This window comes from Roseospira goensis (assembly GCF_014197795.1).
GTDB lineage: Bacteria > Pseudomonadota > Alphaproteobacteria > Rhodospirillales > Rhodospirillaceae > Rhodospira > Rhodospira goensis.
Genome location: NZ_JACIGI010000002.1, coordinates 17,026 through 31,974 on the forward strand (window position 1 = coordinate 17,026; position 14,949 = coordinate 31,974).

11 protein-coding genes and 1 tRNA gene are annotated in these 14,949 nt (G+C 69.1%); 7 read left to right on the forward strand and 5 right to left on the reverse strand.

Going from position 1 to position 14,949, the window contains the following annotated elements:
• Positions 1–8: 8 nt before the first annotated feature.
• A complete protein-coding gene (locus tag GGD88_RS01115) occupies positions 9–503 on the forward strand; it encodes a cupin domain-containing protein (RefSeq protein ID WP_184431005.1) in 495 nt (164 codons plus the stop codon).
• 35 nt (positions 504–538) lie between these two features.
• Here the strand turns inward: GGD88_RS01115 and GGD88_RS01120 are convergent, their stop codons facing one another.
• Together GGD88_RS01120 and moaB are read right to left on the reverse strand one after the other, a co-directional pair.
• The gene (locus GGD88_RS01120; protein WP_184431006.1) at positions 539–811 is read right to left on the reverse strand and encodes a hypothetical protein; all 273 of its coding nucleotides are present in this window, start codon (positions 809–811) and stop codon (positions 539–541) included.
• Positions 812–825: 14 nt separating this feature from the next.
• A complete protein-coding gene (gene moaB, locus GGD88_RS01125; RefSeq protein WP_184431007.1) occupies positions 826–1,440 on the reverse strand; it encodes a molybdenum cofactor biosynthesis protein B in 615 nt (204 codons plus the stop codon).
• Positions 1,441–1,645: 205 nt separating this feature from the next.
• Between moaB and GGD88_RS01130 the strand changes: the two genes are divergently transcribed.
• The 6 genes from GGD88_RS01130 (at position 1,646) to GGD88_RS01155 (ending at position 8,854) form a co-directional block, all read left to right on the forward strand.
• The gene (locus GGD88_RS01130) at positions 1,646–2,830 is read left to right on the forward strand and encodes a DUF1036 domain-containing protein (protein ID WP_221236942.1); all 1,185 of its coding nucleotides are present in this window, start codon (positions 1,646–1,648) and stop codon (positions 2,828–2,830) included.
• A 292-nt stretch (positions 2,831–3,122) separates the two neighbouring features.
• Positions 3,123–3,647, forward strand: a complete 525-nt coding sequence (gene speD, locus GGD88_RS01135) for an adenosylmethionine decarboxylase (RefSeq protein ID WP_184431008.1) — start codon at positions 3,123–3,125, stop codon at positions 3,645–3,647.
• A complete protein-coding gene (gene speE, locus GGD88_RS01140; RefSeq protein WP_184431009.1) occupies positions 3,644–4,510 on the forward strand; it encodes a polyamine aminopropyltransferase in 867 nt (288 codons plus the stop codon). The genes speD and speE overlap by 4 nt, the downstream gene beginning before the upstream one ends.
• 82 nt (positions 4,511–4,592) lie before the next feature.
• Entirely contained in the window at positions 4,593–7,301 is a 2,709-nt protein-coding gene (locus tag GGD88_RS01145; RefSeq protein ID WP_184431010.1) for a DUF2339 domain-containing protein, read from the forward strand.
• A gap of 106 nt (positions 7,302–7,407) precedes the next feature.
• A tRNA-Glu gene (locus tag GGD88_RS01150) sits at positions 7,408–7,483 on the forward strand.
• Between the two features lie 99 nt (positions 7,484–7,582).
• Positions 7,583–8,854: a DUF6538 domain-containing protein gene (locus GGD88_RS01155; protein WP_184431011.1), complete on the forward strand. Its 1,272-nt coding sequence runs from the start codon at positions 7,583–7,585 to the stop codon at positions 8,852–8,854.
• Between the two features lie 18 nt (positions 8,855–8,872).
• Here GGD88_RS01155 and GGD88_RS01160 read toward each other — a convergent pair whose 3' ends face one another.
• From GGD88_RS01160 to GGD88_RS01170, 3 genes are read right to left on the reverse strand one after another with little or no spacing between them, the layout of a single operon-like run.
• Positions 8,873–12,046 carry a type I restriction endonuclease subunit R gene (locus tag GGD88_RS01160; protein ID WP_184431012.1) on the reverse strand — a complete coding sequence of 1,058 codons (3,174 nt, stop codon included), beginning with the start codon at positions 12,044–12,046 and terminating at the stop codon, positions 8,873–8,875.
• A complete protein-coding gene (locus GGD88_RS01165) occupies positions 12,043–13,239 on the reverse strand; it encodes a restriction endonuclease subunit S (RefSeq protein WP_184431013.1) in 1,197 nt (398 codons plus the stop codon). Before GGD88_RS01165 ends, GGD88_RS01160 begins: the two co-directional genes overlap by 4 nt.
• Positions 13,236–14,792: a type I restriction-modification system subunit M gene (locus tag GGD88_RS01170; RefSeq protein WP_184431014.1), complete on the reverse strand. Its 1,557-nt coding sequence runs from the start codon at positions 14,790–14,792 to the stop codon at positions 13,236–13,238. The genes GGD88_RS01165 and GGD88_RS01170 overlap by 4 nt, the downstream gene beginning before the upstream one ends.
• Positions 14,793–14,949 lie beyond the last annotated feature (157 nt).

The window sequence follows — 14,949 nt, forward strand, 5'->3', positions numbered from 1 at the left end:
CCGAACCCATGCGCGACGACGAGACCTCCGCTCCCCCCGCCACGCCCGGCGTTCGCCCCAGCACGGCGCCGTTCCGCTGGGCCGGCGTGGAGTGCCGCCCCTACAAGGAGGAGGGCAGCGCGCCGTTCAAGGCGGTCTCCCGCCAGGTGCTGTTCTCCGAGCCCTGGCTGGCCGGAGAGTTGCGCTATTTCGAGGTCGAGGCCGGCGGTCACACCACCCTGGAGCGCCACCAGCACGCCCACGGGGTCATGATCCTGCGCGGCGAGGCGCTGTGCCTGCTGGGGGACGCGGTGCACCGGGTCGCCCCCTACGATCTGGTGCAGATCCCGCCCATGACCTGGCACCAGTTCCGCACCCGGGGCGACGGACCGATGGGCTTTCTGTGCATGGTCGACGCCGCGCGCGACCGGCCTCAGCTTCCCACCCAGGCCGATCTCGACGGCCTGCGCGCGACGCCGGCGGTGGCCGCGTTCCTGGAGGGCCAGGACCCCACCGGGACCTGACCCCGGGGAGTCGTCGCCCTCAGGTGTCGGCGCCCTCAGGTATCGGCGCCGGGGGGCGCGCCAGCCTCCTCGGCGCGGGCGATGGCGCGGCCGCGGGGGCGCAGCGTCACCTTGTAGACGCCCGGGCTGATCTCGGTGCGGTCCACCCAGCGTTGCGCCACGCATTCGTCGAGCGTGCGCCACAGAATCGACGACGGCGCCGTGTGGGTGACGGCGATGTCCCCCGACATGGCGACGAGTTGCAGCAACAGGCGTTGCTGCGGCAGCACCAGGGCCGGAACGGGCGTGGTGGGGAGCGGCGGCGGCATCGTCCCGGGACCCGTCAGGCAACGTCCGGGCGCATGGGGTCCGTCGGACCGGCCGCGCCTTCCACCCCGGGGGCCACCCCGGGGGTCACCCCGGGGGCCAGGTGTTCCTGGAGCCGCGGCATCAACTCCACGAAATTGCAGGGCCGGTAGCGGCTGTCGAGCTGGGTGGCCAGGATGCCGTCCCAGGCGTCCTTGCAGGCCCCGGTGGAGCCCGGCAGCGCGAACAGATACGTGCCGCCCGCGACCCCCGCGAGCGCCCGCGACTGGATCGTCGACGTGCCGATGGACTGGTAGCTCAGCCACCGGAACAGCTCGCCGAAGCCCGGGATCTCCTTCTCCACCACCCGGCTCAGGGCTTCGGGTGTCACGTCGCGCCCGGTCACCCCGGTGCCGCCGGTGCAGATGACCGCGTCGATGGCCGGATCGGCGATCCACACGCTCAGCCGGGCGGTGATGGCGTCGGCGTCGTCGGCCACGATCGCCCGCCCGGCCAGCACGTGCCCGGCGCCCTCCAGGCGCGCCACCAGGGTGTCGCCGCTGCGATCGTCGGCCAGGGTGCGGGTGTCCGACACCGTCAGGACCGCGATGCGGACCGGCAGGAACGGCCGGGCGGGGTCGATGCCGGGCATGGATGACAACCTCCGAGACATAGGCGGAACCCCCCGACCATAGCGCGCACCGTCCGGCCGGTGAAGACCCCGACCCACGCCGGGGCGCGCCGACGCCCGCGAAAGCCGTCCGGATGATCGCGCGTGGCGTCATTCCACTCGTGGCCGCACGTCTCGCCTGTTACTCTGAGTGTGTCCCCTCGATGCCTGCGCGATGGAGCGTGCCATGGTCATGCGATTCTCGTCCGCCCCGAGGCCAGAACACCGGCCTACCCACCGGTCCCCCCGCCGTCCCCGCGCCCCACGCGCCCTGGTCCTGGGCGCCGCCGGGTTCCTCGTCACCCTGGTGGTCTCGATGCCGGCGCTGGCCGGCCTGGAGGTCTGCAACCAGACCAACGTCACCCGCTGGCTCGCCATCGGCTACATGCAGGACGGCTTGTGGACGTCCGAAGGCTGGTGGGAGCTGGAGCCCGGCGACTGCGCGACCCCGATTCAGAGCGACCTGACGCAGCGCTACTACTACTATCGTGCCGAAGACCCGGATGAGCGGTTCGAGGGCGACGGGTACGTGTTCTGTGCCGTGGACGATGCCTTTACCATCGCCGGCGACACCGACTGCGTCGCCCGCGGGTACGAGGAACTGGACTTCCGCGAGATCGACACCGGGGCCGCCGCGACCACCTTCACCCTGGTGCTGAGCCCGCGCACGGTGCCGGGGGCGCAGCCCCTCAGCTTCGAGGGTCCGGACGATCGGGGCGCGCCCGCCGCGCCGGTCGCGCCCGAGGAGCAGTCGGCGGCGCTGCCGTCCGTCTCCCCCGCCACGCCGGCGGCCCCGCCCGAGCCCGCAGCCCCCGCGACGGCCGTCGCGCCCACGTCCGATCCGCCGGCGGCGGCGCCCCCCCAGGCCCCCGAGACGGGGGCCGCCGAGACGAGGGCCCCCGAGACGGGAACCGCCGAGACAGAGACCGCCGAGACGGGGGCCGCCGAGACGGGGGCCGCCGAGACGGGGGCCGCCGAGACGGGGGCCGCCGATGCCGGGTCGGCGACCGGGACCAACCCGTTCGGTGGTCCGGTGGCGGCGCTGCCGGGCGACAACGGCGATCCGCTGGCCGCCACCTATCGGGCGGTGCTGGGCACTTGGCGCTCGCTTGACGACCGCGCCAACCGCATCCGCTTCGACGAGGACCTGTACGCGGCCTATCACGCCGGCGACCTGATGGAGACCGGCCCGTTCGAGGTCGCCGAGCGGTGCCCGGTCGGGGATGGCGGCGGCGGCGAGCCCACCGTCGTGGTCCGGCTGCCGGGGGCCGACGCGCCCCAGTGCTACGGCGTGCTCTACGTGGACGAAACCACGCTGGAACTGCTGGCGCTGCCGCGCGGCAACCTGCTGCGCTACGAAGCGGTGGAGTAACCGCCCCGCGATCCGGCCGCCCCCGCCGGCGACCATTGACCGCACCGCCCGACACCCCACATTTAGGCTTGCGCCGGGATCGACGATCCCGCACAACCGGGGTGGATTGCGCCGCTGTCGCCCGTCTGACGATGGGGGCGGCGTTTGTCATTCGGCAGATCTCTCTCGCCAGAGGTCGGGCCGCCGGCCCCGGTCTCGTTCCGCACCGTTTCCATTCAAAAGCGACTTCCATTCAAAAGCGACCAGGTCCGCGTCCCGCTGCGCCGCCGCGGCCTGGGAAGGGGAGACAGCCATGGCGACCTCGGCCTTCCGCCCCGACGCCACCCGCCCCGGGACAGCCGCCCAGGGAGAAGCCTCGCGAGAGACCCCGGCCGAGGGTCTGCATGTGGTGCCCGGTCCTGACCCTGACCCTGAGCCTGAGCCCGGATCGCCCGAGGGGAACGGCAAGGATTACTTCATCGAACGCGACGGGGTGCGCTTCGCCGGCACCCATCTGCTGGTCGACCTGTGGGGCGCCTCCGGGCTCGACGACCTGGACCGCACCGAGCGCGCGTTGACCGACGCGGCCCGCGCCGCCGGGGCAACCCTGCTGCATACCCACCTGCACCACTTCACGCCGAACGGCGGTATCTCCGGCGTGCTGGTGCTGGCCGAGAGCCACATCAGCATTCACACCTGGCCGGAGCGGTCCTATGCGGCGCTCGACATCTTCATGTGCGGCGCCGCCGATCCCTACAAGTCCATCCCCGTGCTGCGCGCGGCCTTCACCCCGGAGACCGTGACGCTGGCCGAGAACAAGCGAGGCCTGGTTCTGTGAGCGAGGATACGGCGCGCCCCGAGCGCTTCGAGGAAACCCTGTACCCCGGATGGCGACAGGTCTTCGCCGTCGACCGCATCGTGCACCGCGAGCGCACCGAGCACCAGGATCTGGTGATCTTCGAATCGCCGGTGTTCGGGCGGGTGCTGGCCCTGGACGGCATCGTGCAGATCACCGAGGGCGATGAGTACATGTACCAGGAGATGATGGTGCACGTGCCCGTCATCGGCCACGGCGACGCGCGGCGCGTGTGCATCGTCGGCGGCGGCGACGGCGGCTGCCTGCGCGAGGCGCTGAAGCACCCGCAGGTCGAGCCGACGCTGGTCGAGATCGACGCCGGGGTGGTCGAGTTCTCCAAGCGGTGGCTGCCGTCCATCGGCAAGGCCGCGCTGGAGGATCCGCGGTCGCGCCTCGTGATCGCCGACGGCGTCGACTTCATGCGCACGACCGACGAGACCTTCGACGTCATCATCATCGACAGCACCGACCCGCAGGGACCGGGCGCGGTGCTGTTCACCCAGGAGTTCTACGCCGCCTGCCACGCCCGCCTGACCGAGCGCGGGGTGCTGGTGACCCAGAACGGCGTGCCGTTCACCCAGGGCGCGGAAGTGACCACCTCGTGGCACCGGCTGCGCGGCGCCGGCTTCGCCGACGTCGCCTTCTACGGGGTGCCGGTGCCCAGCTACGTGGGCGGGTTCATGGCCCTGGGCTGGGCCAGCAAGGATCCGGCCACCCGCGACCTCTCGGCCGAGACGGTGACCGATCGGGTGGCCGGGCTGGACCTGCACACGCGCTACTGGACGCCCGAGATCCAGCGTGCCTGCTTCGCCCTGCCGCAGTACATCAAGGACCTGATGCGGTAGCGGCGAGCGCACGGGACAGGCCGACGCGGCGCCGCTATCCTGAGAGGCCGCAACCCGACGCGGCGAAGGGGGGCCGGGAGCCATGGACAGCCTGTTCCTGCTGGCCGCCCTGCTGGTGCTGGGGCCGCCACTGCTTGCGATCTGGGCGCTGGTCTGGGTGGCGGGGGTGGCGCGCGACCAGCGCGCGACGGCGGCGCGCCTGGCCCGGCTGGAGGCCGCGCTGGCCGGTCGGGCCGCGCCCGAAGCCGCCGCGGCGCCGCCGGTCGAGCGCGCGCCCGAAACCGGCGCGACGCCGGCCGAGGACCATCCGCCCGGGCCGGCGGCGGCGCCCGAGGGCGATGCGCCGTTCGAGACCGAGGCCTCCGGTGCCGCCCCCGCGCCGGGGCGTGGCGCCCGCGCCGGCACCGGGCCGGGGGGTGTCGAACGCGCCCTGTCCGAGCGCTGGCTGATCTGGCTGGGCGGGGTGGCGCTGGCCCTGGGCGGCGCGTTCCTGGTCAAGTACGCCGTCGACGAGGGTTGGTTGACCGAGGCCCTGCGCTGCGTCCTGGGTGGGCTGCTGGGGTTCGGCCTGCTGGTCCTGGGCGCGTGGGTGCGCCAGCGCAGCGCGCCGGATTCGGGCGGCCTGCCCGGGCGCCGCGCCGCCGTCGCCCTGACCGCCGCCGGCCTGTCCAGCCTGTTCGCCAGCCTGTACGCCGCGCACGGCCTGTATGGCCTGATTGGCGCCCCGGTGGCCTTCGTGGGGCTGGGGGCGGTGGCGCTGGCCGGCCTCGGCCTGGCGCTGCTGCACGGACCGTTCGTGGCCGGGCTCGGCCTGCTGGGCGGCTACGCCGTGCCGGCCCTGGTGCAGGCCACGGCGCCGGCCCCGGAGCCCCTGTTCGGATACCTGCTCGCGCTGACGCTGGCGGCGGCGCTGCTGCCGCGCTGGCGCCCGTGGCCGTGGACCGGCGCCCTGGCTCTGGCCGGCAACACGCTGTGGCTGGTGCTGTTCCTGGCCGGCCCGATGAAGCCCGGCGACGAGGGCGTGCTGGCGCTGTTCCTGCTGGCGGCGGTGGCGATCGCGACGGTGGCCCGGGTCGGGCTGCCGCTGGCGGGGCTGCCGGCGGCCCTCGCGGCGCCGCGCGACGACGCGGCGACGCGGCGGCTGACGGAAGCGGTCTGGGCCTTCACCGCCGCGCTGCTGGCGCTGATGGCGCTGGCGACCGACCAGGCGGCGGCGCCGCTGGCCGCCCTGCTGGCGCTGACGGCCGGCGGCCTGTGGATCGGCGGCCGTGATCCGGCGCTGTGGGGGCCGCCGACGGCACCGGTGGCGGCCGCGCTGGTGACGCTGGCCGGCTGGGATCTGGTCGGCACGCCGCCGACGACGCCGAACGCCTTGCTGAGCCCGCCGCTGCCGGACAGCGTGCGGGCGTTCCTGGTCTTCGCCACGGCTCACGGTGCGCTGGTGGCCCTGGGGGCCCATCTGCAGACCCCGCGCACGACCCGGCCCATGGCCTGGGCCGGGCTGGCGACGGCCACGCCGCTGCTGCTGCTGGCGGTGGCCTACTGGCGTGTGGGCGGGGCCGGGATCGACCTGGCCTGGGCGGCGCTGGCCCTGGCCCTGGGCGGGCTGTCGCTGCTGGCGGCGGGGCGGCTGGCGGGCCGGCAGCCGGGCGCGCTGGGCGTCCACGCCGTGGGCGTGCTGGCGGCCGTCGCCATCGCCGCTGCGCTGGCGCTGGAGCAGGCGTGGTTGACCGTGGCGCTCTCCCTCACCGTGCCGGCGGTGGCCTGGGTCGAGGGCCGCCTGGGCCTGGGGCGGGTGCCGGGCCTGCGCGGCGCCGCGCTGGTGATGGCCGCCCTGGTGCTGGTTCGGCTGGTCCTGAACCCCTATGTGCTCGACTACCCGATCGCGGCCGGCGGTGTGGCGACCTGGCTGCTCTATGGCTACGGCGTGCCCGCGCTGGCCTTCGCCTGGGCGGCACGGGCCTTCCTGTCGCGCGCCGACGGCCGTGTGGTGATGGTGCTGGAGGGCGGGGCGGTGGCGCTCGCGGTGCTGCTGGTGTCGCTTCAGGTCCGCCACCTGATGGCCGGGCCGGGGCTTGCCGGCGGACCGGTGACGGCGGCGGAATGGGCGGCCCACGTCAACGCCTGGCTGCTTGGCGCGGTCCTGCTCCAGGGGTGGCGGTCCGCCGATGCGCGGATCGACCGGCCGGCGATTCGGGGCGCGGAGATCGTGCTGGCGGGGGGCGCCGCGCTGGCCGTGCTGGTCGGCCCGGTCACGACCGGGAACCCCGTGCTCACCGGGGATCCCGTCGGGTCGTGGCCGCTGATCAACCTGCTGCTGCCGCTATACGGGACGCCGGCCGCCCTGCTCGGGGGGTGGGCCGCGCGGGCGCCGGCGGGGTCGTGGCCGCGGCGGGTCGGCGCGCCGGTGGCGGTCGGGCTGCTGGGCCTGTGGCTGACCCTGTGCGTGCGGCACGGCTTCGCCGGATCGGATCTGTCGGCGGCCCCGGTCGCGGACGCGGAACTCTACGCCTATTCGGTGCTGTGGCTGCTGTTCGCCGTGGCGCTGCTGGGCGCCGGGGCGCGCCTGGGCCAGGCGGCGATGCGGCGCGCCGGGCTGGGGCTGCTGCTGGCGGTGACGCTCAAGGTGTTCCTGGTCGACATGGCCCAGCTCACCGGGTTGTGGCGGGCGTTGTCGTTCCTGGGGCTGGGCGCGGCGCTGGTGGGCCTGGGTGCCCTGACGCGGGCGCTGGAGAGGCGTGGGCACGGAGGGGGTGCTGGGGCGTCGGCGGCGAGTGGGGACGGGACCTGACCGGCGCCGGGGCCCGGGCCGCACGGCGCGTCAAAAAAAACCGCTTGCATCGCGGGGGCCGGATCCTCTATCCATCACGACCCGACGCGATCGCGTCCGGCCTCGGGTCCCCTTCGTCTAGAGGCCTAGGACACCGCCCTCTCACGGCGGCAACAGGGGTTCGAATCCCCTAGGGGACGCCATAACTTAAGGGTTTCTGCGGGGTTGCCTTACTACAGACCTTTACTACAATGGCCCTTCCCGGCGGTTGTCAGAAGATGGTCTGTCAAGGAAATCCTCCCATGCCGGAACCCTCCCTCCCGGGCCGGAGTCGAGCCCGGTCCCGCACCCAGGCGGACACCTCCAAACCGGATCGGCGCTACCTCTACCGCATCGGCGGTCGCTGGTACGCGCGCATCCCGGTCCCCAGCCAATTGCGCAAAGCCTTCGGCAGCCCGGTCTATCAACGGGCGCTGGGCACGGCCGATCTCAACGAGGCCCGTAAACGCCGCTGGGACGTCCTGGAGGAGGCGCGAGCCGTCTTCGCACGTCACCTCCAGGGACAGGCGGACAGCCCTCCAGACGCCTCCTACGAGGCGTGGCGTGCCCATCTGAAGCGCATGGGATCGGTGACCCCGGCACCGGACGGGGACGACATCACGCCCCCGGACCTTCAGCGGATCATGGATGCCCTGACGGCCGAAGACGCGGACGAGGATGATCCCCGGGTGCGGGCCGTGCGCGACCACCTTCAGGGCCTTCCGGTCGCCTCCGAGGTTCTGGACGACTACCTGACCCACAACCCGAAGCGCAGCGCCACCACCGAGACGAACTATCGGGCCTCCCTGCGGCAATGGGCGCAGGGGAACGGCGATCACCCCCTGACCGGCGTCACCCGGCGACAGGCGGTCCAGTGGCTGGATACGGTCGCCCAGGGCAAGGCCAGGGACACCGTGAAGCGCCATGTGACGGTCATGTCGCACCTCTGGGACTGGGCGCACCGGCTGGAGGAGAACCCACCCAGCAACCCCTTCCGGGGCCTTCAGCAGGCGGCCGGGAAGCGTGGGCACGCGGCCAGGGGCTACGAAGTGTTCACCGGGGATGAACTCCAGCGTCTGTTCGCGGCGCTGGAAGCCGATCCGGCCTTGCACGCGGTGGCGCTGGTTTCGCTGTACTCCGGCCTTCGGTTGAACGAATGCCTGACCGCCAAGCGGCATACGGTGGGCGGGGTGGAATGCTTTGACCTGGAGGGCGGCAAGACGGTCAACGCCCGCCGCATTGTCCCCGTCCATCCCCGGCTTGCCGATGTCACCGTGCCCCAGGACGTGAACGCCAAGGCGCTGTCGGTGCGCTTCAGCCGCCTGGGCAAGACGCTGGCGCTGCCCGAGGGCAAGACCTTCCACTCCCTGCGGAAGTGCTTCACCACCGCCCTGGAGCGGTCGGGCTGCCCCGAGGACATCGCCGTGCGCCTGTTGGGCCACCGCCCGGTCAGCCTGTCCTATCGGGTCTATTCCGCCGGGCACGACGCGGCCGACCTGAAGCGGTGGGTGGAGACGGTGGCGTTCGGGGTGTAGGGGGGGGCGGGCGGAGGATCAGGCCGCCTCATACACCGGCGCCCGGTTGCCCGCGTACTTCTCGAAAAAGTGCTGGAAGGCCATGTTGCACTTCTTCTCGTACACCGCCTCGGTGTAGGTCTCGGGAAGGCCCTGGTCCAGAACGATCTCGATGGTCCGCAGCACGTCACCGATGGCCTGGGGTTTGCGGCGCCAGTCCAGAACCAGCTTCTCCGCCTTCAGGGTCTCCAGCAGGGCCTTGCAGACCTTCTTGACCTCCGCCTTCTCCGCCTTGGTCAGGTCGGGTTCGGGCTTGGTCAGGATGTCGAACAGGGCCAGTTCCTCCTCGGTCAACTCCTCCCGCACGGCCCGCTGGTCCTCCTCGGACAGGTCCTTGGTCAGCGTCACCAGTTCCCGGAAGAAGGCTTCGATGTTCAGGCTGGCCTCGTTGTAGGCGTCGATCAGGCGCTGGAACCGCTCCAGGAAATCGGCCCGGGTCGGGTTCTGGGCCACCATCTTCTCCAGCTTCTGGTTCAGCAGGGACCGCAGCTTCTCCGCCTCCGTCCTCTTGCGGCCGGTGGCGAACTGCTCCTGGAGCGTCTCGAAGTCGATCTGACCAAGATCAAACAGCGGCTCATCCGATGACGTGTCGATCACGTAGGGCACCGGGGCCACGGAACGGTCCAACAGGTCTTCCACGTCCTGCATCACATGGGAGATGTCCGGCGCTGGCGTCAGGGCCTTGATCTTCTGGGCCAGCACGGAAATCAGCACGGCGTCGGGGGCGACCGCGTTGGCCACCGTGTCCGGCAGGATGGCCCGATAGACCCGCGAGACCACCCGGGCATGGTTCAGGTACGCCTTCTTGGTGTCGTCGGAGTCGATCAACGTGTCCACCGCGTCGTCCAGGCGGGCGATCTTGTCCAGGCCATCGGCGGCCCTGATCGCTTCAACGTCGATCCCGCGTTCATTCAGGAAGGCGTGGGTCTGGGCGATCAGGTGCTTCAGGTACTCCACAAGCTCGGACTTGTCCTTGATCGGCGTGTCGTCCTTGCCCGCCCCCGGAACCCCGCCATAGAGGGCCAGGGCCTCCTGGAGCTTCCGAAACACCCCGACATAGTCCACGATCAAGCCCGCTTCCTTGCCCGGATACCGCCGGTTGGCGCGGGCGATGGTCTGCATCAGGGTGTGATTCTTCATCGGCTTGTCCAGGTAGATCGTCGAACACGACGGCACGTCGAAGCCGGTGATCCACATGGCGCACACGAACACCAGCCGCAGCGGGTCGTCCGCGTCCTTGAACTTCTCGTCCAGGTCCTCCTCGATCATCCGCTTGCGGTGCGGTTTGATATCCAGGCCCTTTTCGGCCAGTTCCGAGACCTCGTTCTGGGCCTGGGAGACCACCACCGCCATGTCGGTCGTTTCCATGCGGGCGATGGTGGCCTGGAGGGCGTCCCGCTCCACCGCGTCCACGGTGGGGAGCGTGGCCTTCAGGGCCGCGAGGTGGGCCGCCCAGTGCGCCCGGACCTTGTCGTGCATGCGAACGGCGGTCGCCTTGTCGATGCAGACCATCATGGCCTTGCCCTGGTGGCCCCGACCCGTGAAGTGGAGCACCAGGTCCCGGGCGATGGCCTCCAGGCGGTCCTCCCGAGTGATCAGGTGGTATTCCCGGGCGAAGACCCGCTGCACCTTGTGTTCCTGATCCTCATCAAGGGCCGCGTCCTCCAGGAGCTTTTCCAGGTCGTCCCCGAGGGCACTGTTGGTCAACTGCAACTCGGGAATGCGATTCTCGTAGTACAGAGGCACCGTGGCCCCATCGGCGATGGATTGGGCGAAGTTGTAGATGGAGATGTAGTCGCCGAAGACCTCCCGGGTCCGCTCCTCACCCGCGATCAGCGGCGTCCCCGTGAACCCCAGGAAGGCCGCATGGGGCAACGCTGTCCGCATGTTCATGGCCAGGGTGTCGTACTGGGTGCGGTGGGCTTCGTCCGTGATGACGATGATGTCCCGCCGGTCGGAGAGCTTGGGATAGGCGGCACCGTCCCGGGTGCCGAACTTGTGGATCAGGGTGAAGACAAAGCGGTGATCCTGGGTCAGCAGTTCCTTCAGGTGTGCCCCGCTGGTGGCGTGGGTCTCCACCCCCTGGACCGCCCCGGTGACCGCGAAGGTCTTGTAAATCTGATCGTCCAGTTCGTCCCGGTCGGTGACGATGACGAAGGTCCAGTTGCCCGGCACGGTGCGCAGGATTTTGCGCGAGAAGAACACCATCGACAGCGACTTCCCCGACCCCTGGGTATGCCAGAACACCCCCAGGCGCCCCGGCTCCCCCTCTGGCCTCTGGTTGACCCGCCCCACCTCGGCGATGGCCTTGTTGACGCCCAGGTATTGGTGGGTCTTGGCGATCTTTTTGATCAGGCCGCCCTTGGCCTCCTCGAACACCGTGAAGTTCTCGACGATGTCCAGCAGCCGCTCCCGGGTGCAGGTGCCCCGGATGACGGTCTCCAGGGAGACCACGCCGGTCTCCCCCTCGTCGTTGATCCGCGTCCAGTCGTGGAAGTGGTCCCAGGGGGCGAAGGTGCTGCCGATCACCGTCTTCGACCCGTTGGACAGGATCACGAAGCCGTTGGCGACGAATAGCTGGGGGATGGTGTCGCGGTAGTCGGTCAGGTTGTCGTCATAGGCGGCCTTCAGGGTCTTGTGGCTGGCCTTCAGTTCCACGAACAGCACCGGGATGCCGTTGACGAAGCCGATCAGGTCGCAGCGGCGTGTGTACATCTCCCCCTGAACCCAGACCTGGGAGGCCAGCAGGAAGTCGTTGGCGGCCGGGTCGCGCCAGTCGATCAGGCGCACGGTCTCGGTAACCATTCCGCCGCGCGGATCGGTCACCCGCACCTTCACCCCGTCCCGCAACAGGGCGTGGACCTCGCGGTTGGCGTTGACCGGCACCATGCGGGAGCGGTCGCGCGTCACCTCCTCGATGGCCTGATCCAGGGCATCGGACGGCAGGGTTGGGTTCAGGCGCTCCAGGGCGGCCCGAAGGCGCGCCGTCAGCACCACCTCGGTCCTGGCCCGGCGCCCTATGCTGGACGTCCCCGATGCCCATTCGTGATACAGGGTAGCCGTCTCCCATCCCAGGGCCTCGAACAACGCGATGGCCGGTTGTTCCACCAGCGTGTCCTCGGAGTAGTCATGGGCGGGAGACGGCGGGGTCATTGGGCGGCGATCTCCCGGGTCGGTAACGGGGCCTCGCTTACGTCGATCTCTCCCGAAACCAGCTTGGGTAACAGAAGGTCGCGTTGGGCGCGGAGGTTGGCGTTTTTGCGCTGAAGTCGGAGGACCAAATCAAACATTGGCGCGACATTTAACTGATATTGCTCTGTAACGGGCCTTGGCGGCACCAAAACTGGAATGGTCTTGAATGTACCCTTTGTTATCTCCTTGAAGGTCGCTCCAGTGCCCAGGCCAACAAACTTTTCGACGTTCGCATGGAGCCAATGGAAAAGAAGGTACAGCGGGAAACTGCTGTTCGGCAGACACGTTATAAATCCCTGGTTCGTACATGCCGTAGTCGTGTTGATAGAAATAGCTCCGATGGTAGCGCGGCTTGTCATCATCACAGACATAGCAGGAAACAGCTTGGCGGAGCTTTTCTTCAGCCCTATTTCCGTAATCTGATTCCCCGACTTGTCCATGAAGGCCGTGCCTTCGCGGGTCAAATCCGTCGGCGCGTACCAGTTGATCGTTCCGCCGTCCCAGTACTCGACTTGTTTTTTCGAAGGAGTGCCACCCCCGACGATGTCAAACGTTTCAGACACCGGCCTGATTTCCCACCCCTCAGGCACCCGGCCAAGCTCGGTGTCCCTGAAGGTGGCGTCCTCATGCCCCGGGAAGCGGAACCGAACGAACCACTCCTCGTACAGCCGCCGGGCCATTTCCTCCAGGATGGCGATGCGCCGCGTGTTGTTTTCGATCAGGTCGTCATAGGCGGACAGGATGGAGGCAATGCGGCGCTGGGTGGGGAGAGGTGGGACTCGAAGTTTGCAGCTATACAAATAGTTCCTATTAAGAGATTGCTGTGCGCTACCTGAATTGTAACAATCGAAATCCTGAATTTTGAGCGCATACGCAACATATTTCGGGTCATTTCCCAGAAAGTCTGTCACAAATAAAGCTGTATTGTGAGGCCAAAAATCATCGGATACAAAGCTAACTTTACCAAAGGACGCGCCACTTCTTCCGATGGCTACACCCGGACCTTTAACCCGAGCTACATTATGGTAACCATTGATGCCCGCAGACCCAACAACCGGAACATGCCCCCTGCATCGGCTTCGCTCCGGCAAGTCATATCCTCTCTGAAGCCTGACAAACTCCCCAAGTGGAACATTTTGCCAAGCCGCTCTCATCTGCCCCCCTCCAACACCGCCACCACGTTCTCGGCAATCCGGCCTTCCAACTCCCGCGCCTCGGTGTTCAGAACCTCCAGTTCCTCGTTCAACTCCTCCAGGCGGACGGCGAAGTCCACGTCCTCCGCCTCCCGTTCGGCGGCGCCCACGTAGCGGCCCGGATTGAGGGACCACCCCTGCGCTGCGATGTCCGCCCGGGTGGCCACCTTGCACAGGCCGGGCACGTCCACATACCCCTTGGTCAGGCCCTTCTCGGCCAGCAGGTCGAAGCTGCCCTGGATCAGTTCCATCTCCTCGCCCCGGTACAGGCGCACGATGTTGGCCAGGACCTCGATCTGCCCGGGGGTGAAGTCCCGATGGGCGCGGTCGATCTGGCGGTAGATGGCCCGGGCATCCACGAACAGCACGGTGTCGCCGCGTTCGGTCGCGGCCTTGCCCTTGTCCAGGAACCACAGGGTGCAGGGCAGCGTCACGGTGTAGAAGAAGTTCGGCCCCACCGAGACGATCACGTCCACCGCGCCGGACTCGATCAGCTTCTGGCGGATGGCCTGTTCGCTGCCCCGGGCGTCCCCGGCGGAGTTGGCCATGACGAACCCGGCCCGGCCTCGGTCGTTCAGGGCAGCGTAGACAAGCTGTATCCACAGGTAGTTCGCATTGTCCGGCCTGGGGATGCCGAAGGGGAAGCGGGGGTCGCCCTCCAGGCGCTCCTTGTCCACCCCGGAGACGTTGAAGGGCGGATTGGCCATGACGTAGTCGAACCGGCCCCCCAGCTTGTCCACGGCCTTATGGGGGTCTTCGTAGTAGGTGTTGGCCACCACCACCTGACCGGACAGGCCATGCACGGCGAGGTTCATCTTGTTCAGGTTGACGGTGGTCTGGTCCTTCTCCACCCCGAAGATGCTGATGTCCTGGACCGCGCTCTTGCCGTGGCGTTGGACGAAGTCGGCGGAGTGGACGAACATGCCCCCCGACCCACAGGCGGGGTCATAGACGCGCCCGTGGTACGGTTCGATGATGTCCACGATCAGCTTGACGATGGATTCCGGGGTGTAGAAGACCCCGCCCTTCTGGCCCTCCCGCAAGGCGAACTCGCCCAGGAAGTATTCATAGACCTTGCCGAAGGCGTCCCCGGTCAGGTCCACGGGACCGAGAAGGCGGAGGAGTTCCACCAGCACCCAGTTTTCGATCTGGGTGTAGGTCCTGGGCAGGGCACCCTTCAGGTCCGGGTTCTCCTCCTCGATGGCCTTCATGGCGTCGTTGATGGCCCGGCCGATGTTGTCGCCCTCGGTCAGGCTCTGGAGGTGAGAGAACCGGGCCTCCGGTCGCAGGAAGATGACACCTTCGGCGTGGTAGTCTTCCTTCTTCACCTTGCGGCGTCCACCGGACCCCACCGGACCCAGCTTGGCCTCCGCCTCGGCGAACCGCTTCTCGGCATAGCGCAGGAAGATCAGCCCCAGGACGGGGGTGGAGAACTGCCCCGGCTTCAGGCCGGTATTGGCCCACAGTTGATCCGCTGTTGCCCACAGGCGTTTTGCAACGTCTCCGTTGACCAAGGCTATCTCCCTCCCCCTATACGGTTTGTCGGGCGAGCATACCGGCAATGGGGCGGAATGCTCAATGGGGGATGGGCGGGCGTGTGACCGGTTCTGGCCTTCCGAGTGGGGGCAGGACCAGGATGGGCTTGGTCCCCGACACTGGAGCGCCCCGGGC